The following is a 26,192-nucleotide window of genomic DNA, read 5'->3' on the forward strand; positions in this document are numbered from 1 at the left end:
CCGCGTCCCGCGCGCCTGTCATGCTTACGATCGCGTTTCCGGGCTACACTTATCTCTTAAATGTGACGAACGTCGGCCCGGCGCCGCGCGTATCGCGTTGAACCACGAGCGGCCGCAAGCGCTCGTATCTCTCTCGCTTTCGTGCCTTGCGTGCCTAACGTGCTCCGTGCGCCTTCGCAGCGCCGTTCGCGGCGCGCGTCCCGTCGTCCCGTGAACAGACCATTCCCGCGCGGGAGATTCCCATGTTGTTGCATCAGCTAGTCGATCGATTCGGCCCGGCGATCGTGTTCGTCAACGTGATGGGCTCGGCGCTCGGGCTGCCCGTGCCCGCCATGCCGACGATGATCGTCGTCGGCGCATCCATCGCGCTGATGGCGGTCGACGGCGGCGCATTCTGGCCGCCGCTCGTGGGCGTGCTGTGCGTCGCGGTGGCGGGCGGCGTGCTCGGCGATCTCGTCTGGTTCCAGGGCGGGCGCAAGTATGGCGACAAAACGCTCAAGACCATCTGCAAGCTCTCGCTTTCGCGCGATACCTGCGTGAAGAAGACCGAACGCTTCTTCGGGCGCTGGGGCGTACGCATCCTGCTCGTCGCGAAGTTCATCCCCGGTCTTTCGCTCGTCTCCGTGCCGCTCGCGGGCGCGATGGGCGTGAAGCTGCGCAGCTTCATCGCGCACGACGGCGCGGGCATCGCGCTGTGGGGCGCGGTCGGGCTGACGGTCGGCGTCATCTTCGCGGCGCAGTTGGAGATGGTCTTCGCGATGATCTCGCAGCTCGGGCGGCAGGCGGTGGCGGTCGTCGCGGTGCTGCTCGCGATCTACGTCACGTACCGCTGGTGGCGCCGCCGCGCGCTCATGGCGACGCTGGAAAAAGCGCGCATCAGCGTGGACGAGCTGTATGCGCTCATGAACGACGAGCCGCTGCCCGTAATCTTCGACATCCGTTCGCCCGAAAAACGCATGCTCGATCCCGAAGCGATTCCCGGCTCGATGTTCGCCGACGAACGCGATCTCGCGAAGATCATCGAGAGCTACGACAAGTCGCGCAAGGTCGTCATCTATTGCTCGTGTCCGAACGAAGTGTCGGCTGCGTGGATGGCGAAGACCATGCGTAACGCGGGTTTTCGCGACGTCGTGCCGCTCACGGGCGGGCTCGACGCGTGGCGGCTCGCCGGTTTTCACGTCGCGACGCTGACCGAGTTCGGCGAGCTCGCGGCGTCGTCGCCCGAGGAAGTCGCGGAAATGGCGGCGATGTGCCCGTGGCCCGTCAAGTCGTCGGTATCGGGATCGGCGTCGGCATCGCCCGCGGGCACCGCATCCCTGCATGAAGCTGGTTTTCCACACGGAGATCGCGCATGAGTATCACGCCGTTCAACGAGTCCTCTCAGGACATGCCGAATGTCGTCGCATGGAGCGCGCGCGAGCCGATGGAGAGTCCGAATCCGAACGTGGTGCCGACGCCCGCCGCCGCATCCTCGACGAGCGACGACAACGCGCCCTTCTCGCCGCTCGAAAGCCGCGTGCACCAGATGTTCCCGCGCCTGACCGATAACGAGATCGAGCGCATGAGCCGCTTCGGCACGCCGGCGCACTATCGCGCGGGCGAGTGGATTTTCCGCGTCGGCGAAACCGGGCGCGGCATGGTGATCGTCCTGAAGGGCGCGGTGCGCGTGACGCGGCGCGATGCGCTCGGCATCGAGCACATCGTGCGCGAGCACGGCGAGGGGCATTTTCTCGCGGAAGTGGCGCAACTCTCGGGCAAGCCGTGTCTCGTCGACGGCATGGCGGTCGGCGAAGTGGATGGCATCGTGATTCCGCCGGAGCGTCTGCGGGCGCTGCTCGTCGCCGAAGCGGAACTGGGCGAGCGCATCATGCGCGCGCTGATCCTGCGGCGCGTCGGCCTCATCGAAAAGGGCAGCGGACCGGTGCTGCTCGGCCCGTCCGACGACGGCCGTCTCGTGTCGCTGCAAGGCTTCCTGCGCCGGAATGGTTATCCGCACACGGTGATCGACGCCTGCACCGACCCCGATGCGATCTCGCTGCTCGAACGCATTTCGGCATCGACGGCCGATTTCCCGCTCGTCATCTGCCCGGACGGCACCGTGTTGCGCGCGCCCGATGAAAATCAGGTCGCGACGCAGCTCGGCTGGCTGCCGGAGTTCGATCCCGCGCATGTCTACGATGTCGCCGTCGTCGGCGCGGGTCCGGCCGGTCTCGCGACGGCGGTGTACGCGGCGTCGGAAGGTCTGTCGGTCGCGGTGTTCGATTGCCGCGCGCCGGGCGGGCAGGCGGGCGCGAGCTCGCGCATCGAGAACTATCTCGGCTTTCCGACCGGCATCTCGGGTCAGGCGCTCGCCGGGCGCGCGTTCGTGCAGGCGCAGAAGTTCGGCGCGCATATCGCGATTCCGACGAAGATCAAGGCGCTGCATTGCGACTGCAATCCGATCCAGATCGAACTACAGAACGGCACGCGCGTGACGACGCAGACGGTCGTGATCGCTTCGGGTGCGGCGTATCGGCGGCCGGACATCGCGGGGCTCGATCGGTATGAAGGGCACGGCACGTATTACTGGGCGTCGCCGGTCGAGGCGAAGCTCTGCAAGAACGCGGAAGTCGTGCTCGTCGGCGGCGGCAATTCGGCGGGACAGGCCGTCGTCTATCTCGCGACGCATGCGAAGCACGTCCATGTGCTGATTCGCGGCGCGGGGCTGTCGTCGAGCATGTCGCACTATCTGGTCGAGCGCATCGGCTCGCTGCCGAACGTCACGGTGCGAACGCATACGCAGATCACCTCGCTCGACGGCGACGGCCGCGCGCTCACGGCGGTCAATTGCAAGTCGCCGGATGGGCCGCTCACGATCGAGTCGCGGCATCTGTTCCTCTTCACCGGCGCGGACCCGAATACCGACTGGTTGCGCAACTGCAACGTGAACGTCGACGGGAAAGGCTTCGTGCTGACTGGACCGGAGGCCCACGAAGGGCGCACGGAAGGCGTCATGGCGCTGGAAACCAGCGTGCCGGGCGTGTTCGCTATCGGCGACGTGCGCTCGAGTTCGACCAAACGCGTCGCGGCGGCGGTCGGCGAAGGCGCTGCGGTCGTCGCGCAGATTCACGGCTTGCTCGCGAAGCGCGAAGCTTTGAGCGTGCCCGTGGCGTAAAACGCGCATCACGCTCCGGACGATAAAAACGGCCACTCGACAGTGGCCGTTTTTATTTTCGAATATCACGCGATCACGCGACATTCCGACTCAGTTGCAAAAGACTGTCTAAAGCCGCGCCAGTATTGACGCTCTGGGCGCTCATTATTGAGCTTCGAGAAATTTGATCCTCGGCGTTCAATCATTTCATCGTGTTCCAATTCGCGCTGCCTATAATCAGTTCGAAGTTCTGTCGAATTTGAACCGCACTGATTTTCAGTGGCATTAAGAATCGAATAATCGCGCGAACGGAGAATTCAATTATTTCGAATTCCTTATGAGTTCGTGCGTTTAAACCAATCGAACCGATCCATTTAATTCAACGAAGAAGAGGAGTATGCCGTGACGCAAAAACATTTCCGCGCCGAACCTTTCGATCTGGCTTTCGAGCCGAAACACACGGCGCTCGTCATGATCGACATGCAACGCGATTTCGTCGAACCCGGCGGATTCGGCGAAGCGCTGGGCAACGACGTTTCGTTCGTGCGCACCGCGATCGAACCGTGCAAGCGCGTGCTGGCCGCGGCGCGCGACGCCGGCATGCTCGTCATTCATACGCGGGAAGGCCATCGCGCCGACCTGACCGATTGCCCGCCGGCCAAACTCACGCGCGGCGGCAAGACTTTCATCGGCTCCGACGGTCCGATGGGCCGCATCCTCGTGCGTGGCGAGAAGGGCCACGACCTGATTCCGGAACTGTATCCGGTCGCGGGCGAGCCGGTCATCGACAAGCCGGGCAAGGGCGCGTTCTATGAAACCGACCTGCATCTCATCCTGAAGAATCACGATATCCGCACGCTGATCGTGTGCGGCGTGACGACCGAAGTGTGCGTGACGACGACCGTGCGCGAGGCCAACGATCGCGGCTTCGAATGCATCGTGCCGCAGGATTGCGTCGGTTCGTACTTCCCCGAGTTCCAGAAGTACGCGCTCGAGATGATCAAGGCGCAAGGCGCGATCTTCGGCTGGGTCAGCGACGCCGGCGCGGTCATCGAAGCGCTGCGCGGCTAAGGCGCGCTGAGCCCGCGAATGAGTCCGATCACGCTACGCGGCCTGAGCATCGGCTATCTGGCGCGGCCGGGCTTGTCGCGCACCGGGGATTTCGCGGTGCACAGCAGTTTCAGGCACGCGCTCAATCTCGTCGCGCAGACGGGCGACTGGTTCACGCTCGTCGATGCCGCGTGCGAGAACCTGTCGTGCGGCGCGCGCGTGAGCGCGCCGCCGGATTGGGACTGGCGCGACCATGCGCGGCCTGGCGAGCGCGTCCCGTTTTCCAATGGCCGTCTGAGCGGCGCGACGTGGCAGGTCGATCTGACCGCCGCGGCGTGCTGGCAGCCCGCGCTGCAAAGCGGAACCGGCGTGCGGATGTCGCCGGATGCGTTGTCGGCGCGGCATGAGCGCGTCGCGGCGCGGCTTGCGGCGCACTGCGCGCGGCACGCCGTGGCAGGCGCGCTGCAGTGGCTGCCGGGCTGGCCGGCGCACGCGCGCGCCGTCAGGCTGAGTCCACACGATGACCCCGCCACGCTCGCTGCCACGGTTCACGCGCTCGTCGGCCTCGGCGGCGGTCTCACGCCCGACGGCGACGATTATCTGCTCGGCTATCTCGCGGCGATTTGGGCCGCGCGCGGCGATCCGCAAATCGACGCGCACCGGCATGTCTTGTCGACCGAGCTGCGCGCGAATCTGCATCGCACGAACGATATCAGCCGCCATTACCTGCAACTCGCGCTCGACGGACATTTCAACGAACCGGTCGATCGATTTATCGCGCTTGCATCGGCGGCGGACGAAAGCGCGGATATCGAACATGCCGCCGATGCCGTGATGCGCTGGGGCGCGTCGTCCGGCGTGGATTGTCTCGGCGGCATTTTGCACGGCATGCGCGCATGGCGAGAAACGATTCGAATGCGCGAAGCGAAATCATTATTCCCGGAATCGGCTTGAAGCATTTGCGATTCTGTTTTCAAGAAACCGCGAATCGCAATTAAAGAACGGAGAGGTGCAATGGCCATCAAAATCGAAATATTCAAAAATCTGTATCAGGATTCGGTTTCCCTGATGCAGATTTCGGCGCATATCGGCAAGCTGCCGGGCGTCGAGCAGGCGTCCGTCGTCATGGGTACGCCGGCCAATCTCGTGCAGCTCGCCGACGCCGGACTCGGCGACGACGTGAAAGCAAGCCCGAACGATCTCGTCATCGCGGTGCGCGGCGACGAAGCCGCTTGCGAAGAAGCGCTCGGTCTCGCTCGCGAACGCCTGAGCGCGCGCGCGTCGACATCCGACACGCAGACGCGCGAAGCGCTCAAGGCCACCAGTCTCGCGATGGTCTGCGACGACGAACCCGCGTCGAACCTCGCGCTCATCTCGGTGCCGGGCGATTACGCGGCCGCCGAAGCCATCAAGGCGCTGCAGCTCGGCATGAACGTCATGCTCTTCAGCGACAACGTCAGCATGGCGCACGAAAAGGCCATCAAGACGTTCGCGCGCGAAAAGCGCCTCATCGTCATGGGCCCCGACTGCGGCACGGCCATCGTCAACGGCATGCCGCTCGGCTTCGCCAACGTGGTGCGGCGCGGCGGCATCGGCGTCGTGGGCGCATCGGGCACGGGGCTGCAGGAAGTCACCTGCCGTATCGACCAGCTCGGCGCGGGCATTTCGCAGGCGCTCGGCACGGGCGGACACGATCTGCATGAGGACATCGGCGGCATTTCGATGCAATTCGGCCTCGACGCGCTCGCCGAAGATCCCGACACGCGCGTGATCGTGCTGATCTCCAAGCCGCCCGCACGCGCGGTCGCGGAGCGCATTCTGGAGAGCGCGCGCAAGGCGGGCAAGCCCGTCGTCGTGAATTTTCTCGGCGCTTCCGAAGACGAGATGCGCGCGCCGGGCTTCACGCCCGCGCACACGCTCGCCGATGCCGCGCAGTTCGCCGTCGCGTTGCTGAACGGCGCGCCGCTGCCGGCGAGCGTCGCGCGCGTGGAAGCCAACGACGAAGCGACGCTCGTCAAGCGGAGCGAAACGCTCGGCGCGGGCCGCAAGTTCATTCGCGGCGTGTTCGCGGGCGGCACGTTCTGCTACGAGAGCCAACTGCTCTGCAAGGCGGAAGGTTTCATGGCGAGCTCGAACACGCCGGTGAAAGGCAACGCGAAGCTCGCGGATATCTGGAAAAGCGAGGGCCACACGATCGTCGACATGGGCGACGACGATTTCACGCGCGGCCGTCCGCATCCGATGATCGACCCGACCCTGCGCGACGAACGCGTGCGCGCCGAGATGCTCGATCCCGCAACTGCCGTCGTGCTGTTCGATCTCGTGCTCGGTTACGGCGCGGCGGACGAACCGGCGCAAGGGCTCATCGCATTGCTGGCGCAATTGCCGCGCGAAAACGCGCCGCTGTTGATCGCGCATGTGTGCGGCACGGAATCCGATCCGCAAGTCAGAAGCCGTCAGATCGACGCATTGCGCGAGGCAGGCGTTCTCGTCGCCGGATGCAACGCCGAGGCCGCGTTGTGGGCGAGCCGCGTCGCGCGTCTGCAGGCGCGACGCCACGCGTAAAAAGGAGCAAAAAGAATGAACCGATTGTTTGGTCAGCCACTGAAAGTGGTGAACTGCGGGCTCACGAGCTTCGCCGACAACCTGCGTCTCGCGGGCGGCGAAGTCAGTCACGTCAACTGGCAGCCGCCCGCTCTCGGCGATGTCGCCGCGGGCCTCGATCTCGCGTGGCTGATGCGTCATCCGCTCGTCGAGCAGGCGAACGACATTGCATTCGCGCGTTATCTCGAAGCGCAGCCGGTGTTGAAAGACATCGCTACGGCATCCGAAGCAATCAGCGCTATGGGCGCGCGCAAGCTGATTCTCCACTCCGGTCCGCCGATCGCGTGGGAGAACATGTGCGGGCCGGTGAAGGGCGCGATCATCGGCGCGGTGATGCTCGAAGGCTGGGCCGCCGATCACGCCGCCGCCGAACGCCTGATTCTCGACGGCAAGGTCGATCTCGAGCCGTGTCACCACCATCAGGCCGTCGGTCCGATGGCGGGCATCATCAGTCCGTCGATGCCGCTTTTCGTCGTCGAGAACAAGGCGAACGGGCATCGCACGTACAGCAATCTGAACGAAGGTCTCGGCAAGGTGCTGCGCTTCGGCGCGAACAGCACGGAAGTGCTCGACCGTCTGCGCTGGATGAAAGCGACGCTCGCGCCCGCGCTGAAGGCCGCGCTCGCGGTGTCCGGCGAGATCGAGCTGAAGCCGCTGATGGCGCAGGCGCTGCATATGGGCGATGAAGTCCACAACCGCAACAGCGCGGCGACGGGCCTCTTCATCAAGCGCATCGTGCCCGCGCTGCTCGGCACGCAACTGCCGCTCGCGCAGATTCGCGAAGCGAGCGCGGCGATCATCGCCAACGATCACTTCTTCCTCAACATCTCGATGGCCGCGTGCAAGGCCATGATGGACGCGTGCGCCAACGTGCCTTTCAGCTCGATGGTCTCGGTGATGGCGCGCAACGGCGTGAACTTCGGCATCCGTCTGTCGGGCACCGGCGACCGCTGGTTCCAGGCGAAGGCGAATCCGGTCGAGGGCCTGTTCTTTCCGGGCTATGGCGTCGATGACGCAGCCGCCGATCTCGGCGACAGCGCGATCACCGAAACGGCCGGCGTGGGCGGTTTCGCGATGGCGTCGTCGCCCGCGATCGTGAAGTTCGTCGGCGGCACGCCCGCCGATGCGACCGCGAACAGCCGCCGCATGCAGGCCATCACGCTCGGCGGCAATCCGGCGTTCACGCTGCCCGCGCTCAACTTCGCGCCGACCGCCGCGGGCATCGATGCGCGCAAGGTGGCCGACCGCGGCATTTTGCCCGTCATCAATACGGGCATCGCTCACAAGCAAGCAGGCGTCGGGCAGATCGGCGCAGGCATCACGACCGCGCCGATGGAGTGCTTCGTCGAAGCCATTCGCGCGCTCGCCGAGACCGTCAAACAACACAGCGGACAAGCATCATGACAGTTCGAAAACCTCTGGCAGTCGTCGCCGTGGGCGGCAACGCGCTGATTCGCGACGATCGTCATCTGAGCATTCCCGATCAATACGAAGCGGTGACGGAGAGCGCGACACATATCGCCGACATGATCGCGGCGGGATGGAACGTCGTGCTCACGCATGGCAACGGGCCGCAAGTCGGCTTCATCTTGCGGCGTTCCGAACTCGCGTCTCAGGAAGTCGCGCCCGTGCCGCTCGACTACGCGGTGGGCGATACGCAAGGCGCGATCGGCTACATGTTCCAGAAGGCGCTGACCAACGAGCTGCACCGTCGCGGCATCGAACGGCGCGTCGTTGCGCTCGTGACGCAGACGCGCGTCAGCGCCGACGATCCGGCGTTCGAGAAGCCGGCCAAGCCGGTCGGCGCGTTCTTCGACGAAGCGACCGCGAAGAAGCGTCAGGAAGAGCTCGGCTGGACCTTGATGGAAGACGCGGGACGCGGCTGGCGGCGCACGGTGCCGTCGCCGGAGCCGCTTGAAATCATCGAGCGCGATGTCATCGCGAGCCTGCTCGCGCAAGGCTGCGTGGTGATCGCGTGCGGCGGCGGCGGCATTCCGGTGGTGCGCAAGAACGGCAAGCTGTCCGGCGTCGAGGCGGTCATCGACAAGGACCTCGCATCGGCGCTGCTCGCGCAGCAACTGAAAGCGGATCTGCTGCTGATTCCGACCGGCGTCGAACAGGTCGCGGTGAACCTCGGCACGCCCGAGCAGCGCTGGCTCGACACGATGAGCGTGAGCGAAGCGCGCGAGCTGATCGCGCAGGGTCAGTTCGGCGCGGGCAGCATGCTGCCGAAAGTGGAGGCGATTCTGCGCTTCGTGTCGCACATCGAGCCGGACGGCCACGCGGGCGAAGGGCTCATCACGAGTCCGGCGGCGATCAGGCCCGCGCTCGAACGGCGCACGGGTACGTGGATCACGCCGTAACGCGCATACGCCCCCGACATCAACAAGGAGAAGGACACACATGAACGACAAGATACTGCTCGCCGTGAACGGCACGCTGATGCGTGGCCTCGGGCTGAACCACAACATGCTGGCGGCGAAGGGCGAATTCGTGCGCGAGGATCGCACGGACGCGTGCTATCGCATCTGGACCATCAACGATCGTCATCCCGGCATGTTGCGCGTGAAGAGCGGCGGCGTGGCCGTATCGCTGGAAGTCTGGGAATTGCCGATGGCCAATCTCGGCGCGCTCTTGCTCAGCGAACCGGCGGGTCTTTCGATCGGCAAGGTCGTGCTCGCGGACGGCAGCGAAGTGCTCGGCGTCCTCGCCGAACCGTGGCTCGTCGAAGGACAGAAGGAGATCACGGCATCCGGCGGATGGCGCGAATACACCGGCCACCACTACACGCCCTGAATGGAATCGGCATCAGCAAAGGAACTGTCATGAGTCAATCGAAAGAGAGCCGGGTCAGCGCTTCGCCCGGCACTGCGCCGGGCTATCGCATCGCGATGATCCTGCTCGGCATCGCCGTCACGCCGGTGTTGCTGTCGTCGTCGAGTCTCGGCAATCAGATGTCGAACGGCGATCTGATCAAGGTCGTCGGGATCGGCAGCCTGATCCTCGCGATTCTCGCGTCGATCACGATCTCGGTCGGCGAGAAAGCACGGCTGCCGACCTACGGCATCGTGAAGTATCCGTTCGGCGAGAAAGGCGCGATCGCCATCAACGTGCTGCTCGCGGTCAGCCTGTTCGGATGGATCGCGGTGACGGCCAACATGTTCGGCCACTCGGTCGCCGACCTGCTCGCGCAACATGGCGTGAACGTGCCCGCGCCGCTGCTCGTCGCGATCGGCTGCGTGATCTTCGTCGCGTCCACCGCGTTCGGCTTCGAAGTGCTCGGCAAGGTGGCGCAGTTCGCCGTGCCGGTCATCGCGTTGATGATGTGCTATATCGTGCGCGTCGCGCTCAATGGCCAGGCGCCTGCCGTCGATGCGATCGCCGGCATGCCGATGGGCGTCGCGGTATCGACGGTCGTCGGCACGATCATCGTGCTGGTCGCGACCTTGCCCGACTTCGGCAGCTTCACGCATAACCGCAAACACGCGGTCGGCGGCGCGCTGCTCACGTTCCTGATCGCCTATCCGCTGCTGTACTGGGCGGGCGCGACGCCGAGCGTGCTCACGGGCAAGAGCTCGCTGCTCACCGCGATGGCCGTGTTCGGCGCGACCTTGCCGGCCGCCTTGCTGCTGATCTTCGCGACGGTCACGGGCAACGCGGGCAACATGTTCCAGGGCACGCTCGTCACATCGACGCTCATCACGCGCTTTCCGAAGTGGCAGATCACGGTTGCGCTCGGCGTGCTGGCGGCGATCGTCGGCAGCATGAACATCATGTCGTGGTTCATTCCGTTCCTGTTGTTCCTCGGCATCGCGACGCCGCCCGTCGCGGGCATCTATATCGCGGACTTCGTGATGTATCGGCGCAACGGGTATGATGCTGCCGCGCCAGAGCGCGAACCGCAGATCAAGATCATGACCTTCGTCGCGTGGATTCTCGGATCGCTCACGGGTTTCGCGACGGTGAACGGCATGTTCACGGTCACGTCGATTCCCTCACTCGATTCGATTCTCGTTGCGTGCATCGGCTACATGATCCTGAGCCGGTTCGCGCAGGCGAGCGGCACTGTCAAGCCCAGCGGGCACTGACGCAACGATGTGAGCGAAGCGCACGGTGTTCATCGCGCGCTTCGCTCATGTGGCAGGACAAATACTCATGTGGAAGCAGGCTCGATGTTCACTTCGGACGAAAGCATTCGGATAGTCCGGTTGGTTGCGCAGTATCAAAGCATCACGGCGGCCGCGGAACGGCTGAACAAGGTTCCGTCGGCGATCAGTTACACCGTCAGGAAGCTCGAGGAATCGTTCGGCGCGAAGCTGTTCGAGCGCCGCGGTTGCTATATCCGGCTCACCGAGGCGGGCGAATACTTCATCGCGCACAGCAAGGCGATTCTCGACGATCTGCAGGCGCTCAAATGCAATCTCGCCATCGTTCAGGGGGGCATCGAGCCCGAGCTCACCGTGGCCGTCAACAACATCGTGCCGCGCGACGCGATCATCCAGTTCTTGTGCGATCTGGAAGATGCGTATCCGACGACGCGCGTCACGATCCAGCAGGAGGTGTACAACGGCTGCTGGGACGCGCTCTATGCAAGCAAGGCGGATATCGTCGTCGGCGCGCCGCATTTCGTGCCGAAGACCGACGGCATCACGAGCGTCGCGCTCGGCCATCTCGCGTGGGACTTTCTCGTGGGCGCCGATCATCCGCTCGCGGATGCGCCGCATATCCTGCAAAGCGCGGAGTTGCGGAAGTATCCGGCGGTCTGCATCAAGGACACGTCGATCGATTTCGATCCGATGCATGCGTGGCTTCTGGAAGGGCAGAAGCCGATCTTCGTTCCCGACTTTTCGATGGCCGTGAGAATCATCGCGCGCAATGTCGCGATCGGCTATGTGCCCACGCATATCCGCGCGGCATTCGGCGACGCCGGGCTCGTCAGTAAGTCGATTCAGGAGCAGAAGCACGCGACGCGGCTCTTCCTCGCGCATCGTTCGGATGGCGTCGGCAAGGTGCGGGCATGGTGCGTCGACTATCTGATGCGACCGGAATTCAGGGCGTGGTTGTGCGGCGATGCTCCGCAGCAGGGAAGCGCAAGGTGAATTCGATCCACCCGTCCGGCGTGGATTCGGCGGATGCGACGCCGCCATGCAGCCGCATGATCGCCTGAACGATCGACAAGCCGAGTCCGCTCGATTCCGTGAACTCGCTGCGCGCCGCGTCGCCGCGATAAAAGCGGTCGAACAGCTTCGCGAGCTCTTCCTTCTCGATGTGCGCGCCGCGATTGCCCACGACGATGCTCGCGCCTTGTTCATCCGCGTAACCGCGCAGCCGGACCACGGTGCCCGCCGTCGCATAACGCACCGCATTCACGACGACATTGCCGATCGCCCTGCGGCACATGATTGCATTCGCAAGCATTTCGCCTTCGGCCTGGATATCGAACGTGATGCGGCGTTCATCGGCGATGCCTTCGAAGTAAGCGCCGATCGTCTCGAGCTCTTCGCGGATATCGAGCCGCTCCCGTTCGATCTGTTGCTGCTCATGATCCGCCTGCGCGAGAAAGAGAATGTTCTGCGCGATGCGCGCGAGGCGCTCCAGTTCTTCCAGATTCGATTCGAGCACGCTGCGATACTCCGCGACGCTGCGCTCGTGCGCGAGCGTGACCTGCGTTTGACCGACCAACACGCCGATCGGCGTGCGCAGTTCATGCGCGAGATCGGCGGAGAACTGCACCAGACGCTCGTAGCCGTGTTCGAGCCGGTCGAGCATCGCATTGAACGACGCCGCGAGGCTTTGCAATTCGGCGGGCGCATGGGCGACGTCGAGCCGCGCGGACAATCGGTTCGGCGTGATTTCGGCGGCTTTATCGGCCATCAGTTTGAGCGGCATGAGTCCGCGGCTCGTGACCCAGTAAGCGAGCAGCAACGTCACGAGCACCGCGCCGATCACGTTGATCCATACGCGCTTCAGATACGCCGACAACACGATCGCTTCCTGCGTCATCACATGCGCGGCGATGATCTCGACGACCTCGCCGTTCTCGCCGATGCGCGCCTGCGCGCCGACCCAGCGCATCCGCACGCCGTCCGCGCGCGAGCCTTCGTACAGGTCATCGAGTCCGATGGCGCGCGTCACAGGCACGACATCGAGCGGCGGCAACGGCATCTTCTCCGGATTGACGTAGATGAAAGGCCCCGAGCCCGCGCGTCGGAAGAGGATGACGTCCTGACGATCGCCTAGCATCGTTTCGAAGAGCCGAGGTCGCGCTTCGATTTCCTTGATCGTGTAGAGATCGTGCAGAAGCGAGCGGAAATGCTCGACGCGCGCGATCAGCTGGTAATCCGCGCGCGTGGACAGCGCGCGATTCGTCGCGTGATAGAGCGATGCGCCGATCATGCCGACGACGATGCACACGATCACCGCAAACGACAACGCGATACGTACCGCAAGCGAGCGCGATGGCCGGTTCAAGGATTCTCCCCGAACGAATAGCCGATGCTGCGCACCGTATGAATGAGCTTCAGATCGAATGGATTGTCGATCTTCGCGCGCAGCCGCTTCACCGCGACGTCGACGACATTGGTGTCGCTGTCGAAGTTCATGTCCCACACTTCCGATGCGATCAGGGTGCGCGACAGCGCCTCGCCCTGATGCTTGCAAAAGAGATGCAGCAGCGCGAATTCCTTGTTCGTGAGCACGATGTCGATGCCCTTGCGCGTCACCTTGCGACGCAGCACATCCACATGAAGATCCGCGATCTGGAACGTATCGGATTCGCGCATCACGCCGCGTCTGAGCAGCGTGCGAATGCGCAAGACGAGTTCGGTGAAGGAGAAGGGCTTGACGAGATAATCGTCCGCGCCGAGTTCGAGTCCGTGAATGCGGTCCGTCACGTGATCGCGTGCGGTGAGAAAAATGACAGGCAAGTCACGTTTCGCGCGCAAGGCCGACATCACCTGCCAGCCGTCGATGCCCGGCAGCATCACGTCGAGCACGATCAGTTCGTAGGAATTCGCGAGCGCCTGGTGCAGACCGTCCGTGCCGTTGCGAACGAGCTCGACCTGATAGCCGGACTCGATGAGCCCTTTCTTCAGGTAGTCGCCTGTCTTGCGGTCGTCTTCGATAACGAGGATGGTCATGCTCGCACTGCATTCGATGGATTGCCGACATTCTAGCCAGAGCGCGCGCGACGCTCGCAAAGATGACAAAAAAGTCATCGAGAGGTCATCGATCGATCAGCGGCGCGTCGCTACCATGCCCTCGAAATCTCAACGACTCGCGAGGCTCGACGACGTGCAAATCCAACCGTTATGGCTGCGCATCACGCACTGGCTCAACGCGTTCGCCGTGTTGATCATGGTGACGAGCGGCTGGCAGATCTACAACGCATCGCCGATTTTCAAATCGCTGACCTTCTCGTCCGCGATCACGCTCGGCGGCTGGCTCGGCGGCGCGCTGCAATGGCATTTCGCGGCGATGTGGCTGCTGGTCGCGAATTTTATCGTGTACGTCGCGATGAATCTCTTCACCGGACGCCTGCGCCGCCGCATGTTTCCGCTCTCCATCAAGAGCATTTTCACCGACGCCTTCGCCGCGCTACGCGGCAAGCTCGGTCACGACGATCTCACGCATTACAACGCGGTGCAGAAGTTCGCGTATCTCGCGGTGATCGTGGACATCGCGATCGTGATCCTGTCGGGACTCGCGGTGTGGAAATCGGTGCAGTTTCCCTTGCTTCGCACGTTGATGGGCGGTTACGACAACGCTCGCATCGTGCATTTCTTCGGCATGAGTTTTCTCGTGGCGTTCTTCGTCGTGCACGTCGCGATGGTCGCGCTCGTGCCGCGCTCGCTCGTGCTGATGATCCGAGGTCGCTAACACATGTCGCTCAAGCTATTCAAATCGAGACCCGACGCTGAACTCATCATCAAGGATGCCGCGAAGGAACTGAAGGCGCCGGCGCGCCGTTTGTTCGGCAAGCGCATTCTTTCGCTGGGCGGCCTCGCGATGCTGTCGGGCTGCAACATCACCGACGACAAATCGGTCAACGCGATGCTGCGCCGCATTTCATCCTTCAACGACGACATGCAGGCGTTGCTATTCGACCCGAACCAGCTCGCGCCGACTTATCCCGACTCGATGATCACGCGGCCGTTTCCGTTCAACGCGTTCTATGACATCGATGAAGTGCCCGAAGTCGATCCATCGACATACAAGCTGGAGATTGGCGGCCTCGTCAAAGGCAAGCGTGTGTGGACGCTCGACGAACTGCACGCGATGCCGCAGGAAAGCCAGGTGACACGGCATATCTGTATCGAAGGCTGGAGTGCGATCGGCAAGTGGGGCGGCGTGCGATTCGCGCAAATCCTCGCGCGTGCAGGCGCCGATACGAGCGCGAAATACGTGGCCTTTCATTGCGCCGACAACTACTCGACGAGCATCGACATGCCGACCGCGCTGCACGCGCAGACGCTGCTCACGCTCACCTACGACGGCCAGATTTTGCCGGCGAAGTACGGCTTCCCGATGAAGCTGCGCATGCCGACCAAGCTCGGTTACAAGAATCCGAAGCACATCGTCGCGATCACTGTGACGAACGATTATCCCGGCGGCTATTGGGAGAACCAGGGCTACAACTGGTTCGGCGGTTCCTGAAGCCTTTGCTTTCATCACCAGAAGGAGATTGCATGTCGATTCGACTCAAACTTGGCGTCAGCATCGTGACGCTCGCACTCGCATCCGCGGCTCTTGCTCAGACGCCCGCCGCGAAACCCGCGCGCATTCGCGGCGATATCGTGTCGCTGTCGGGCGATACGCTGACCGTTCATCGACGCAGCGGCGACACCGTGAAGATCGCCGTCAAGGCAGATACGCCCGTCACCGCGCTGAAGAACATCAAGCTGCAGGACATCAAGCCGGGCTCGTTCGTCGGCACGGCGGCGACCACCGGCACCGACGGCAAGCTCACCGCGACCGAGGTACTCGTGTTCCCGGAAGCCGCGCGCGGCACAGGCGAAGGCCACTATGAATGGGATCTCGGACCGAAGAGCTCGATGACCAACGCGAACGTCGACCAGGTCGTGCAAGGCACGAGCGGCCGCGATCTGAAGCTCTCGTACAAGGGCGGCGCGAACTCGGTGACCGTACCGGAGAACGTGCCCGTTGTGACGTTCGCCCCCGCGACGCACGATGACCTGAAGCCCGGAAAGAAAGTGTTCGTCGTCGCGACTCCGGCTGGTTCGGACTTCGCGGCGCAACGCATCGTCGTGGAGAAGGATGGCGTCGCGCCGCCGATGTAAGCGTCACCTTCGATAAAGTCCCTGCACGCGCCCGCCGATCATCGATCGCGGGCGTTTGTCATTCCAGCGTCGTGCGTATATGCCTCACGCTCGACACCGTGTCGTCGAAACGCGCGTTGCCGAGCTTGCGCTTCATGCGCCGCGTGACCTCCGAGCTGACCGCGCCGATGCGCTTCATCATCGCGACCGCGGAATCGGTCGGATGAATGGCGGATTCGCGGCCATCGCGTTCAGTGGACCAGCGCTCGACGAGCCCCAGTTTCGCCAGTCCGTCGAGCGTGCGCGTGGCAGTGGGGCGCGTGATCGCGAGTGCATCGGCAAGCGTGCCTTGAAGCTGCCCGGGATGCTCGACAACCGCGCGCAACATGAACGCCTGCGACGGCGTGAGTCCGAACGGCTTGAACGCTTTGGCCCATTCGCGTTCGAGTGCGCGCGCGAGTGCGGTGGTGTTGAAATAAAGGCATTGGTCGAACATACGGGTCACCGTCGTGTCATGTAATTCGATCTGCAACTATCGATTGAACGTAGCGCGCGTCAGCAGATTTTACGTGGCCGCGATACCATGGCCGTCTGCGTCATATGGTCCGGCGCAAGCAACATTGGCCACGCCACTCTCAAGGAGACATGCATGAGCAACACTCGTTCCGACCTTCCGGCTTATCCGAATACCCGGCTTTATATCGACGGCGCGTGGCGCGACGGTTCGCGCGACACGGCCGTCATCAATCCGGCGAACGAAGCGGAGATCGGCCGTCTCGCGCTCGCGGGCGAAGCCGAGCTTTCGCTCGCCGCCGACGCCGCCGCGCGCGGTTTCAAGGAATGGCGCAAGGTTTCGCCCTACGAGCGCAGCAAGCTGATGCGTCGCGCGGCGCAGAACATTCGCGAGCGTGCGGAACAGATCGCCGCCATCATGACGATGGAGCAGGGCAAGCCGTTCGGCGAGGCGCGCATCGAAACGCTGTCGGCAGCGGACATCATCGAATGGTTCGCGGAAGAAGGGCGCCGCACGTATGGCCGCGTGATTCCGTCGCGAACGGATGCCGTGCGCCAGATCGTGACGCGTGAGCCGGTCGGTCCGGTCGCCGCGTTCACGCCGTGGAATTTCCCTATCAATCAGGCGGTGCGCAAGGTATCGGCCGCGCTCGCGTCGGGGTGCTCGGTCGTGCTCAAAGGCCCCGAGGAAACGCCCGCAAGCTGCGCGGCGCTCGTGCAGGCATATGCCGATGCGGGCCTGCCCGCCGGCGTGCTGAATCTGGTCTTCGGCGTGCCCGCCGATGTCTCGAAGTATCTGATCGCGCATCCCGCGATCCGCAAGATTTCGTTCACCGGTTCGACGCCGGTCGGCAAGCTGCTTGCGTCGCTCGCGGGCGAGCACATGAAGCGCGTGACGATGGAACTAGGTGGCCACGCGCCGGCCATCGTGTTCAAGGACGCCGACATCCCCCGCGCCGCGAAGATGCTCGCATCGGCGAAATTCCGCAACGCGGGTCAGGTCTGCATCTCGCCGACGCGCTTTCTCGTCGAAGAATCCGCGTATGACGAGTTCGTGCAGCACTTCATCGCCACCGCGAGCGCGGTGAAAGTGGGCAACGGTCTCGACGATGGCGTTCAGATGGGTCCGCTCGCGAACGGCCGCCGCCTCGAAGCGATGGAACGCCTCGTCGCCGATGCGCGCGAGCACGGCGCGAAGGTGTTGACGGGCGGCGAGCGCACCGGCCGCGAAGGCTACTTCTTCGCGCCGACCGTGCTGACCGATGTGCCGCTCTCCGCGCGCATCATGACCGAAGAGCCGTTTGGCCCGATCGCGCCGATCGCATCGTTCAAGTCGTATGACGAAGTGATCGCCGAGGCCAATCGCCTGCCTTATGGGCTTGCCGCTTACGCTTACACGAGCTCTGCGGCGACGTCAGCGGCGGTGTCGGACGATATCGAAAGCGGCATGCTCTCGATCAATCACCACGGCCTCGCATTGCCGGAGACGCCGTTCGGCGGGGTCAAGGATTCGGGCTACGGCTCGGAAGGCGGCAGTGAAGCGATGGAAGCGTATCTCGTCACGAAGTTCGTGACGGAGCATCGTTGATTCGCGAGTCGGTAGGTTAGTTGGACGGCGGCCCTTCGACGGGCCGCTTTCCTTGATGATCCGATAGTTCGGATGACGAATGAGCGCGGTATGAATCGTCATCGAACAAAGCTACAGGAGCCAGCAAGTGACGCAATCGAAACAACCCACGATCGCAATTCTCGGCGCAGGCAGCATGGGATCGGCCATTGGCCGTACCTTGACGCAAGGCGGTGCGCGCGTGCTGACATCGCTCGAAGGACGCAGCGCGGCGAGCGCAGCGCGTGCGCGCGAAGCCAGCATGGAAGATGCAAGCCTCGACGATCTCGTGGCGTGCGACTTCATTCTGTCGATCGTGCCGCCCTCGGTCGCTGTCGATACCGCGCAGCGCCTCGCTCCTCTGTTCGAACGCGCGAGCGCGCAGCCCGTCTACATCGACTGCAATGCGATCAATCCCGCTACCGTCGGCCAGATCGAGCGCGCGCTCGAACCGACGCGCACGCCGTTCGTCGATGCATCGATCATCGGTCAGCCATCGGCGCCGAAGTTCTACATGTCGGGACCGCATGCAAAGCGCACTCAGCTACTCGCCGATCACGGTCTCGTCGTGCGCGTGCTCGACGGCCCGAACGGCGCCGCATCCGCGCTCAAGATGTCGTATGCGGGCATCACGAAAGGGCTGACGGCGCTCGGCTCGGCGATGGCGCTCGCCGCGATGCGCAACGGCGCGGGCGATGCGCTTCTCAGCGAACTCGCGGCGAGCCAGCCCGCGCTTGCCGCGTGGCTCGCGGGCAATGTGCCGCGCATGCCGCCGAAGGCCTATCGCTGGGTTGCCGAGATGGAAGAGATCGCGGAGTTCATCGGCGACGAGTTCGCGGAGCATCGCATCTACGAAGGCGCGGCCGGACTTTACGCGCGGCTTGCGAAAGACAAGGACGCGACGGACGCGCTCGAACGTTTCTTCAGCGAACGTCGTTAAGCGCGCGCGGCCGCGGTTTCCGTCATGTACTCGAAGAAGCGCGCCGCGCGTCGGTCGCCCGCATAGGCCGAATTGATGCGCACCCACGCACACGCCTCGCCGTTCGGGCGGTAATAGCTGCCCGGCGCGAGCGTGACGCCGAACTTCACGGCTTCGTCGACGAGCACGGATGAATCGTCGATGCCGGGCACTTTCGCCCATACGAAGTTGCCGCCGCTCGGCTCGTCGAACACGTCCCATCCATAGCCTTCGAGCGTTTGCACCGCGCTCGACAGCGAATCGCGCACGCGCTTGCGCAAGCGCTCCAGATACTTGCGATACGTGCCGCGCTCCAGCAGGCCCGCCGCGACGCTTTCGGCGAAGCGCGTGCCGCCGAGGCTCGTCAGCACCTTTACGTCGACGAGATTCTTCACGAGCTCGCGATTCGCCGCGAGATAGCCGATGCGCAGCGACGACGACAAGGTCTTCGACAAGCCGCCCACATAGATCACGCGATCGAGCTGATCGAGCGATGCCAGCCGTTGCGTCGGCACGGCCTGGAAGTCGGCGTAGATATCGTCCTCGACGATGGAAAAGCCGTGCTGGGTCGCGAGTTGCAGCAGCTTGAACGCGACTTGCGGCGCGACGTTCGTCGCAGTCGGATTCTGGAACACGGTGTTGATGAAGAAGAGCTTCGGCTGATGCTGCTTCAGCAGTTCTTCCGCGACGTCGATATCGGGTCCGTTCGCGAGCCGCGGCACGCCGACGAGCCGCACGCCCTGCAGCTTCAGGAGCCCGAAGAGATTGTAGTAACCGGGATCCTCGACGAAGACCGTATCGCCCGGCTTCAGCATGTAGCGCACGACGAGATCGAGCGCCTGGCTCGCGCCGTTCGTGATCATCACGTTGGGAAGATCGGCGTCGATGCCGAGCGCGTTGATCCGCATCGTGACTTGCTGACGCAAATCGGTGTCGCCGTGGGGAATCGCGTAATCGATCACGCTCGATACGTCGGTGCGCGACGCCTGACGGATCGCCTGCGTCAGGCCGTCCACATCGCGCCATGCCTCGGGAATGAAGCCGCTCGACAACTTCAGCGTCTCGCCGGGATAGTTGAACTGCTGGAGGATCTGGTTCGATTCCTCTTCCGCCAGCCGCGGATCGCAATTGCCCGCGTTGCTGTCGCGTTCATCGACGTGATTCGCCACATAGAACCCGGAGCCGTGCTTCGGCTGAATGAGCCCGCGCGACGCGAGACGGTCGTAAGCCTCGATCACCGGAAAGCGGCTGATGCGCTGCTCGGCGGCAAGCTGACGAATCGACGGCAGCTTCGCGCCCGCGAGCACGCGGCGCGAGCGGATCATCGCTTCGATCTGACTGACGATCTGTTCGGTCAGCGGCACGCCGGTGCCGCTGTCGATGTGAAGCGGAAGTGCATTCATGATGTCTGAAACTGTTCAGTGATTTGCTGTGAACAGTTCGAGTTCGCTGTTCGCCAGTGTCGTCTTGCCATTCGAACGCATCCGAAAACCCGCGTCAAGACTGGCCGAATGGCTAGCTAGAGTGTTTTTAAAGTGTCAGATCGATGCGAACTGTTCGGTCAATTTGGCTTAACAGTTTCGGTCAAACTGTTCACAAGTGTTCATTCAAGCTGTTCGCAATCGGTCGAATAATAGGATCAACGGCTGCTCTTGCATCTCTGTCGGGCGGCCTTTCAGTTACGCGATCTGAAGGAGCGGCATCATGCGTGAAATCCGGACATTCGAACTCGACGGGCGCGATGCGCCTACGCGCTGGGTGATCGATCGGCCCCAAACGCTGCGCGTGACGCGCGGGCAAATCTGGCTGACCATCGAAGGCGGCGCCGACGATTACTGGCTGGACGCGGGCGCGTCCGTCGAACTGAAGCCTTACACGACGATCTGGGTCAGCGGGACGACGGACGCCAACTGGTTCTCGATGTCGTCCGATTCGACGCGGGCGGGCGCGCGTCGCCTGAGGGAGATGGTGCGCACGTTGTTCGCCCGCCGGACGACGTGGCCGCGCATCGCGATCTCCAAAGCGTAGGGAGCCAAAGAAGGGCGAAAAAAAACCCGGCCGTGGCCGGGTCCAATGTTCCCGCGCTCTTTCGAGCGCGGTCACCTGCAAAACTGCTTGAGCCTTTTACGCCGCGAGCAGCGAGCGCAGCACGAACGGCAGAATTCCGCCGTGCTTGTAGTAGTCGACTTCGATCGGCGTATCGATACGCAGCAGCACCTGCACGCGATCGTCCTTGCCGTCCTTGCGATGGATCACGAGCGTGACTTCCTGCTGCGGCTTGAAGTCGTCGCCGAGACCTTCGATGTCGTACGTCTCTTCGCCGGTGATGTTCAGCGACTGCACGCTGTCCGAGCCCTTGAACTGCAGCGGCAGCACGCCCATGCCGACGAGGTTCGAGCGATGGATACGCTCGAAGCTGCGCGCGACCACGGCCTTTACGCCGAGCAGTTGCGTGCCTTTCGCCGCCCAGTCGCGCGACGAACCCGTGCCGTACTCTTCGCCCGCGAACACGATGGTCGGCGTATTGGCGGCGATGTACTTCATCGCTGCGTCGTAGATGGACAGTTGCTCGCCGCTCGGCTGATGAATCGTCAGGCCGCCCTCGACGCGCGTGCCGTCGGCCTTCGCCGGGATCATCAAATTCTTGATGCGGACGTTCGCGAAGGTGCCGCGCATCATCACGTCGTGATTGCCGCGACGCGAGCCGTAGCTGTTGAAGTCGGCCTTCTGCACGCCGTTCGCCTTCAGCCACACGCCGGCCGGCGAGGTTTCCTTGATCGAGCCGGCCGGGCTGATGTGGTCGGTCGTCACGGAATCGCCGAAGATGCCGAGCGCGCGCGCGCCCTTGACCGGGGGAATCGAATCGGCCGGCTTCATCGAGAATTCGCTGCCGAAGAACGGCGGCTCGGCGATGTACGTCGACTTCGGCCAGTCATAGACCTGGCCGCTTTCGCCCGCGATCTTGCTCCACAGGTCGCCTTCCTTCGTGAGCTGAGAGTAGTTCTCGCGGAACGCCTTCGCGTCGAGCGCGAACTTGAGCAGCGCATGAACTTCGTCGCTCGTCGGCCAGATGTCGCCGAGATAGATGTCGCGGCCGTCCGTGCCCTTGCCGACCGGCTCGGTCATCAGATCGCGCGTGATGTTGCCAGCGATCGCGTAGGCGACGACCAGCGGCGGCGAGGCCAGGAAGTTCGCGCGGATGTTCGGGTGAATGCGCGCCTCGAAGTTGCGGTTGCCCGACAGCACGGCTGCCGCGACGACGTCGTTCTTCGTGATGGCATCGTTCAGTTCGGGCGTCAGATCGCCCGCATTGCCGATACACGTCGTGCAACCGTACGCGGCGAGCGTGAAGCCGAGCTTGTCGAGATAGGGCAGGAGGCCCGTCTTCGTCAGATATTCGGTGACGATGCGCGATCCCGGCGCGAGCGACGTCTTGATGTGCGGCGCGACCGTCAGACCCGCTTCGACGGCCTTCTTCGCCAGCAAGCCGGCGGCGAGCAGCACGCTCGGGTTCGACGTGTTCGTGCACGACGTGATCGCGGCGATCAGCACGTCGCCGTTCTTGAGATTCACGCCGTCGGCCGTCGTGTAGTTCGCTTCGAGCTCGGCGGCCTTCTTGTTGAAGCCGTTTTCGCCCACCGGCTTCGAGAACAGGTCGATGAACGTGCTCTTCACATTGCCGATTTCGATGCGGTCTTGCGGACGCTTCGGACCAGCCAGCGACGGCGCGACCGTGCCCAGATCGAGCGTGAGCGTCTTGGTGTAGTCGATTTCGCCGGCCTTCGGCACGCCCCACAGCTTCTGCGCCTTGAAATACTGCTCGAACGCGGCGATTTCGGCGTCGGTGCGGCCCGTGCCCTTGAAGTAGTCGATGGTCTTTTCATCGACGGGGAAGAAGCCCATGGTCGCGCCGTACTCGGGCGCCATGTTGCCGATGGTCGCGCGATCCGGCACGCCGATCGACGCCGTGCCTTCGCCGAAGAACTCGACGAACTTGCCGACGACCTTCTCCTTGCGCAGCATTTCGGTGATGGTCAGCACGAGGTCGGTCGCCGTGCAGCCTTCGCGCAGCTTGCCCTTCAGCTCCACGCCGACGACGTCCGGCGTCAGGAAATACACCGGCTGGCCGAGCATGCCCGCTTCCGCTTCGATGCCGCCCACGCCCCAGCCGACCACGCCGATGCCGTTGATCATCGTCGTGTGCGAGTCGGTGCCGACGAGCGTGTCCGGATAGTAGACGCCGTCCTTCTGATGCACGCCGCGCGCGAGGTATTCGAGGTTCACCTGGTGCACGATACCGATGCCGGGCGGCACGACCTTGAACGTGTCGAACGCCTGCATGCCCCACTTCATGAACTGGTAGCGCTCGTTGTTGCGCTGAAATTCCAGCTTCATGTTCAGATCGAGCGCGTTCGGCTCGCGGAAGTGATCGATCTGCACCGAGTGATCGACGACGAGATCCACCGGTACGAGCGGCTCGATCGCTTTCGGATCCTTGCCCGCGCGCTTCGCGACGCCGCGCATCGCGGCGATGTCGGCGAGCAGCGGCACGCCGGTGAAGTCCTGCAGCACGACACGCGCGACGACGAACGGAATTTCATCGACGCGAGCGGCATTCGGCTTCCAGTTCGCAAGCTGTTCGATGTGTTCTTCGGAAATCTTCTTGCCATCGTAGTTGCGCAGCACCGATTCGAGCACCAGACGAATCGAAACCGGCAGACGCTGAATCTTGACCTTCAGCGCGTCGCCGAGTTGCGGCAGCGAGTAGAACTTGCCTTTGCCGGAACCGCTGTCGAATTCCTTGAGCGTGTTGTGGAGATTGTGGGCCATGGTTATTTTCCTTGGACTAAGACGAGGAAATTGCGCTGCTTAAATCACGTACAGATCGACATATTCATTGACCGGCATCGCTTCGAGCGTTGCCTGATCGAGCGATACCGCGAGGATCGCTTGCTGCTGATTCTGCGGGAAACGGCGCGCCAGATTCGTCCTGAACTTCTCGACGAGCAGCGGTATGCCGTCCGCGCGACGACGCTTGTGACCGATCGGATAGTCCACTTCGACTTCGGCGAGCTTCGATCCGTCGTTGAATTCGACGGTCAATGCATTCGGGATCGAGCGCTTGTCCGGATCGAAATAGTCCTTCGTGAACTGCGGGTCTTCCACGCATTCCATCTTCGCGCGCAGCACGTCGATGCGCGGGTCCTGCGCGACGGAATCTTCGTAATCGGCCGCGGTGAGGCGGCCGTGAATCAGCGGCACCGCGACCATGTACTGAATGCAGTGATCGCGGTCCGCGGGGTTGTCGAGCGGCCCCTTCTTGTCGATGATGCGCAGCGCGGCTTCGTGCGTGCGAATCGTGATCTTGCGGATGTCATCGACGGATTTGCCGGCTTGCTCGAGCTCGCCGTGCAGCGTCATTGCCGCTTCGACGGCCGTTTGCGCATGGAATTCCGCGGGAAACGAAATTTTGAACAGCACGTTCTCCATCACATACGAGCCGTACGGACGCTGGAACGCGAACGCGTTGCCCTTGAAGAGCACGTCGTAAAAGCCCCATGTTTCAGCGGTCAAAACCGACGGATAACCCATCTCGCCGGTCTTCGCGATCAGCGCGAGGCGCACGGCGCGCGAGGTTGCATCGCCCGCTGCCCACGACTTGCGCGAGCCCGTGTTCGGCGCGTGGCGATACGTGCGCAACGCGTGACCATCGACGAAGGCGAGCGACACCGCGTTGACGAGTTCGTCGCGCGTGAGGCCGATCATCTGCCCGACGACCGCGGTGGAGGCCACTTTGACGAGCAAAACGTGATCGAGACCGACCTTGTTGAACGAATTCTCGAGCGCGATGCAGCCTTGAATTTCGTGCGCCTTGACCATCGCGATCAAAACGTCTTTCATGACGAGCGGCTTCTTGCCTGACGCGATCGCGTTGCGCGAAAGCCAGTCCGCCGTGGCGAGGATGCCGCCGAGGTTATCCGACGGATGACCCCATTCGGCGGCGAGCCACGTATCGTTGAAATCGAGCCAGCGGATCATTGCGCCGATGTTGAAGGCGGCCTGAACGGGGTCGAGTTGAAACTGGGTGCCTGGCACCTTCGCACCGTTGGGGACGATCGTGCCCGGCACGATCGGTCCCAGCAGCTTGGTGCAGGCGGGGTACGAAAGGGCTTCGAGTCCGCAGCCGAGCGTGTCGATCAGGCAGTTGCGCGCCGTTTCGAGCGCAAGCGTGCTGTCGACACTGTAGTCGAGCACGTAGTCGACTATTTCGACGAGTACCTTGTCCGGCTCGGGCCGGACATTGGAAATCGGTGCGGACATCGAGGGATTCCTGATTTAAGTGCCGAGCTAACTTACTCCGCGTTCTTGATCAGCGCGTTCGATTGGGTCGGCGCTGCGCCGCCCGCTGCCATTTCGGGCGTCATGCACTCGTCGGCGAGGCGCGACGAGTCCTTGTCCGAGAACAGCATTGCTTTGGTCGGGATCACGACGAGATCCATGCCCGATGCCGAATCGTGGAAACGATCCGCACCGGTCGTCGTGTCCTGACGCGGCAGCTTGTAATCCTTCTTGGCCCAGTTCACGGTGACGATTGCGTCACGCTTCATGTCGCCTTTCAGGTAGAAAGCGTTGCCGTCCTTGCACGACCACTTCACTGCACCTTCGGGAATCGGATCAACCTTGGCCGCCGCGGCCGCTTCGGCCTTGGGACTGCGCTTGATCAGGCGGCGCGCCGGAGCGGGACGCTTGGCCGTGGTTTTGGCCTTGCTTGCATCGGTCGCGGTCGCAGCGAAGGCGTCGGCGCTGACGAAGACGCTCGTCGTAGCCAGCGTGCCGGCGATTGCAGCGATCAGAAGTTTGTTCATCGAAAAAAACCTTTCAAAAACATTGGGGTTGGATGGCGTTTGCCGCGCGGGGTGGATTTCCTCATCGTGAAATCCGATCGCGCAGTCCGCTATTTTCGCTTATTTATCGGGACGAACTTCAAATTCTCCGGACCGGTGTAATTCGCGCTCGGCCGGATGATCTTGTTGTCGATGCGTTGCTCGA

At 63.3% G+C, this 26,192-nt stretch carries 23 protein-coding genes; 16 read left to right on the forward strand and 7 right to left on the reverse strand.

Annotation, left to right across the window (positions count from 1 at the left end; genetic code table 11):
* Window positions 1–242: 242 nt before the first annotated feature.
* From NCS02_RS14550 to NCS02_RS14595, 10 genes are all read left to right on the forward strand, one after another.
* Window positions 243–1,355: a DedA family protein/thiosulfate sulfurtransferase GlpE gene (locus NCS02_RS14550; RefSeq protein ID WP_008354090.1), complete on the forward strand. Its 1,113-nt coding sequence runs from the start codon at window positions 243–245 to the stop codon at window positions 1,353–1,355.
* The gene (locus NCS02_RS14555) at window positions 1,352–3,154 is read left to right on the forward strand and encodes an FAD-dependent oxidoreductase (protein WP_250502703.1); all 1,803 of its coding nucleotides are present in this window, start codon (window positions 1,352–1,354) and stop codon (window positions 3,152–3,154) included. Before NCS02_RS14550 ends, NCS02_RS14555 begins: the two co-directional genes overlap by 4 nt.
* Before the next feature lie 381 nt (window positions 3,155–3,535).
* On the forward strand, window positions 3,536–4,204 hold the full coding sequence (locus NCS02_RS14560; protein WP_250436340.1) for a cysteine hydrolase family protein: 669 nt from the start codon (window positions 3,536–3,538) through the stop codon (window positions 4,202–4,204).
* An 18-nt stretch (window positions 4,205–4,222) separates the two neighbouring features.
* Window positions 4,223–5,137, forward strand: coding sequence for an oxamate carbamoyltransferase subunit AllH family protein (locus NCS02_RS14565; protein ID WP_250502704.1), 915 nt, complete (start codon window positions 4,223–4,225; stop codon window positions 5,135–5,137).
* Between the two features lie 60 nt (window positions 5,138–5,197).
* The gene (fdrA, locus tag NCS02_RS14570) at window positions 5,198–6,748 is read left to right on the forward strand and encodes an acyl-CoA synthetase FdrA (RefSeq protein ID WP_250502705.1); all 1,551 of its coding nucleotides are present in this window, start codon (window positions 5,198–5,200) and stop codon (window positions 6,746–6,748) included.
* Window positions 6,749–6,763: 15 nt separating this feature from the next.
* Window positions 6,764–8,191, forward strand: a complete 1,428-nt coding sequence (locus NCS02_RS14575) for a YlbE family protein (RefSeq protein WP_250502706.1) — start codon at window positions 6,764–6,766, stop codon at window positions 8,189–8,191.
* Window positions 8,188–9,150 (forward strand): carbamate kinase, encoded by a 963-nt coding sequence (locus NCS02_RS14580; protein ID WP_250502707.1) that lies wholly within the window; start codon window positions 8,188–8,190, stop codon window positions 9,148–9,150. Before NCS02_RS14575 ends, NCS02_RS14580 begins: the two co-directional genes overlap by 4 nt.
* Before the next feature lie 40 nt (window positions 9,151–9,190).
* Window positions 9,191–9,583, forward strand: a complete 393-nt coding sequence (locus NCS02_RS14585; RefSeq protein WP_008354082.1) for an allophanate hydrolase-related protein — start codon at window positions 9,191–9,193, stop codon at window positions 9,581–9,583.
* Between the two features lie 29 nt (window positions 9,584–9,612).
* Entirely contained in the window at window positions 9,613–10,875 is a 1,263-nt protein-coding gene (locus tag NCS02_RS14590) for a cytosine permease (RefSeq protein WP_250502709.1), read from the forward strand.
* 84 nt (window positions 10,876–10,959) lie between these two features.
* On the forward strand, window positions 10,960–11,886 hold the full coding sequence (locus tag NCS02_RS14595; RefSeq protein WP_008354080.1) for a LysR substrate-binding domain-containing protein: 927 nt from the start codon (window positions 10,960–10,962) through the stop codon (window positions 11,884–11,886).
* Here NCS02_RS14595 and NCS02_RS14600 read toward each other — a convergent pair.
* Entirely contained in the window at window positions 11,837–13,258 is a 1,422-nt protein-coding gene (locus tag NCS02_RS14600) for a heavy metal sensor histidine kinase (protein WP_250436346.1), read from the reverse strand. The genes NCS02_RS14595 and NCS02_RS14600 overlap by 50 nt on opposite strands.
* A complete protein-coding gene (locus NCS02_RS14605; protein ID WP_175982952.1) occupies window positions 13,255–13,926 on the reverse strand; it encodes a heavy metal response regulator transcription factor in 672 nt (223 codons plus the stop codon). The genes NCS02_RS14600 and NCS02_RS14605 overlap by 4 nt, the downstream gene beginning before the upstream one ends.
* Before the next feature lie 115 nt (window positions 13,927–14,041).
* On the opposite strand from NCS02_RS14605, the gene NCS02_RS14610 reads away from it, so the two are divergent.
* From NCS02_RS14610 to NCS02_RS14620, 3 genes are read left to right on the forward strand one after another with little or no spacing between them, the layout of a single operon-like run.
* On the forward strand, window positions 14,042–14,665 hold the full coding sequence (locus tag NCS02_RS14610; protein ID WP_250436347.1) for a cytochrome b/b6 domain-containing protein: 624 nt from the start codon (window positions 14,042–14,044) through the stop codon (window positions 14,663–14,665).
* 3 nt (window positions 14,666–14,668) lie between these two features.
* A complete protein-coding gene (locus NCS02_RS14615; protein WP_250440360.1) occupies window positions 14,669–15,442 on the forward strand; it encodes a molybdopterin-dependent oxidoreductase in 774 nt (257 codons plus the stop codon).
* A gap of 32 nt (window positions 15,443–15,474) precedes the next feature.
* Entirely contained in the window at window positions 15,475–16,086 is a 612-nt protein-coding gene (locus NCS02_RS14620; RefSeq protein ID WP_008354074.1) for a hypothetical protein, read from the forward strand.
* A 58-nt stretch (window positions 16,087–16,144) separates the two neighbouring features.
* On the opposite strand, the gene NCS02_RS14625 is transcribed toward NCS02_RS14620, so the two are convergent.
* A complete protein-coding gene (locus NCS02_RS14625) occupies window positions 16,145–16,561 on the reverse strand; it encodes a MarR family winged helix-turn-helix transcriptional regulator (RefSeq protein ID WP_008354073.1) in 417 nt (138 codons plus the stop codon).
* A 153-nt stretch (window positions 16,562–16,714) separates the two neighbouring features.
* On the opposite strand from NCS02_RS14625, the gene NCS02_RS14630 reads away from it, so the two are divergent.
* Together NCS02_RS14630 and NCS02_RS36470 are read left to right on the forward strand one after the other, a co-directional pair.
* A complete protein-coding gene (locus NCS02_RS14630; RefSeq protein ID WP_250502710.1) occupies window positions 16,715–18,166 on the forward strand; it encodes an NAD-dependent succinate-semialdehyde dehydrogenase in 1,452 nt (483 codons plus the stop codon).
* Window positions 18,167–18,293: 127 nt separating this feature from the next.
* Window positions 18,294–19,124: an NAD(P)-dependent oxidoreductase gene (locus NCS02_RS36470; RefSeq protein WP_250502711.1), complete on the forward strand. Its 831-nt coding sequence runs from the start codon at window positions 18,294–18,296 to the stop codon at window positions 19,122–19,124.
* Here the strand turns inward: NCS02_RS36470 and NCS02_RS14640 are convergent.
* Window positions 19,121–20,545 (reverse strand): aminotransferase-like domain-containing protein, encoded by a 1,425-nt coding sequence (locus NCS02_RS14640; protein ID WP_175982956.1) that lies wholly within the window; start codon window positions 20,543–20,545, stop codon window positions 19,121–19,123. The two genes, NCS02_RS36470 and NCS02_RS14640, sit on opposite strands and share 4 nt — an antisense overlap.
* Before the next feature lie 301 nt (window positions 20,546–20,846).
* Between NCS02_RS14640 and NCS02_RS14645 the strand changes: the two genes are divergently transcribed.
* Window positions 20,847–21,170 (forward strand): DUF2917 domain-containing protein, encoded by a 324-nt coding sequence (locus NCS02_RS14645; RefSeq protein WP_250523217.1) that lies wholly within the window; start codon window positions 20,847–20,849, stop codon window positions 21,168–21,170.
* A 96-nt stretch (window positions 21,171–21,266) separates the two neighbouring features.
* Here NCS02_RS14645 and acnA read toward each other — a convergent pair whose 3' ends face one another.
* The 3 genes from acnA to NCS02_RS14660 are packed head-to-tail and all read right to left on the reverse strand — an operon-like array spanning window position 21,267 to window position 26,008.
* Window positions 21,267–23,972: an aconitate hydratase AcnA gene (acnA, locus tag NCS02_RS14650; RefSeq protein ID WP_250459143.1), complete on the reverse strand. Its 2,706-nt coding sequence runs from the start codon at window positions 23,970–23,972 to the stop codon at window positions 21,267–21,269.
* 39 nt (window positions 23,973–24,011) lie between these two features.
* Window positions 24,012–25,463 carry a bifunctional 2-methylcitrate dehydratase/aconitate hydratase gene (locus NCS02_RS14655; protein WP_250502713.1) on the reverse strand — a complete coding sequence of 484 codons (1,452 nt, stop codon included), beginning with the start codon at window positions 25,461–25,463 and terminating at the stop codon, window positions 24,012–24,014.
* 32 nt (window positions 25,464–25,495) lie between these two features.
* Complete coding sequence (locus NCS02_RS14660; protein WP_008354065.1) at window positions 25,496–26,008, reverse strand: hypothetical protein; 513 nt, start codon at window positions 26,006–26,008, stop codon at window positions 25,496–25,498.
* Window positions 26,009–26,192 lie beyond the last annotated feature (184 nt).

This window comes from Caballeronia sp. NCF2 (genome assembly GCF_023631205.1).
In the GTDB taxonomy this organism is placed as follows: domain Bacteria; phylum Pseudomonadota; class Gammaproteobacteria; order Burkholderiales; family Burkholderiaceae; genus Caballeronia; species Caballeronia zhejiangensis.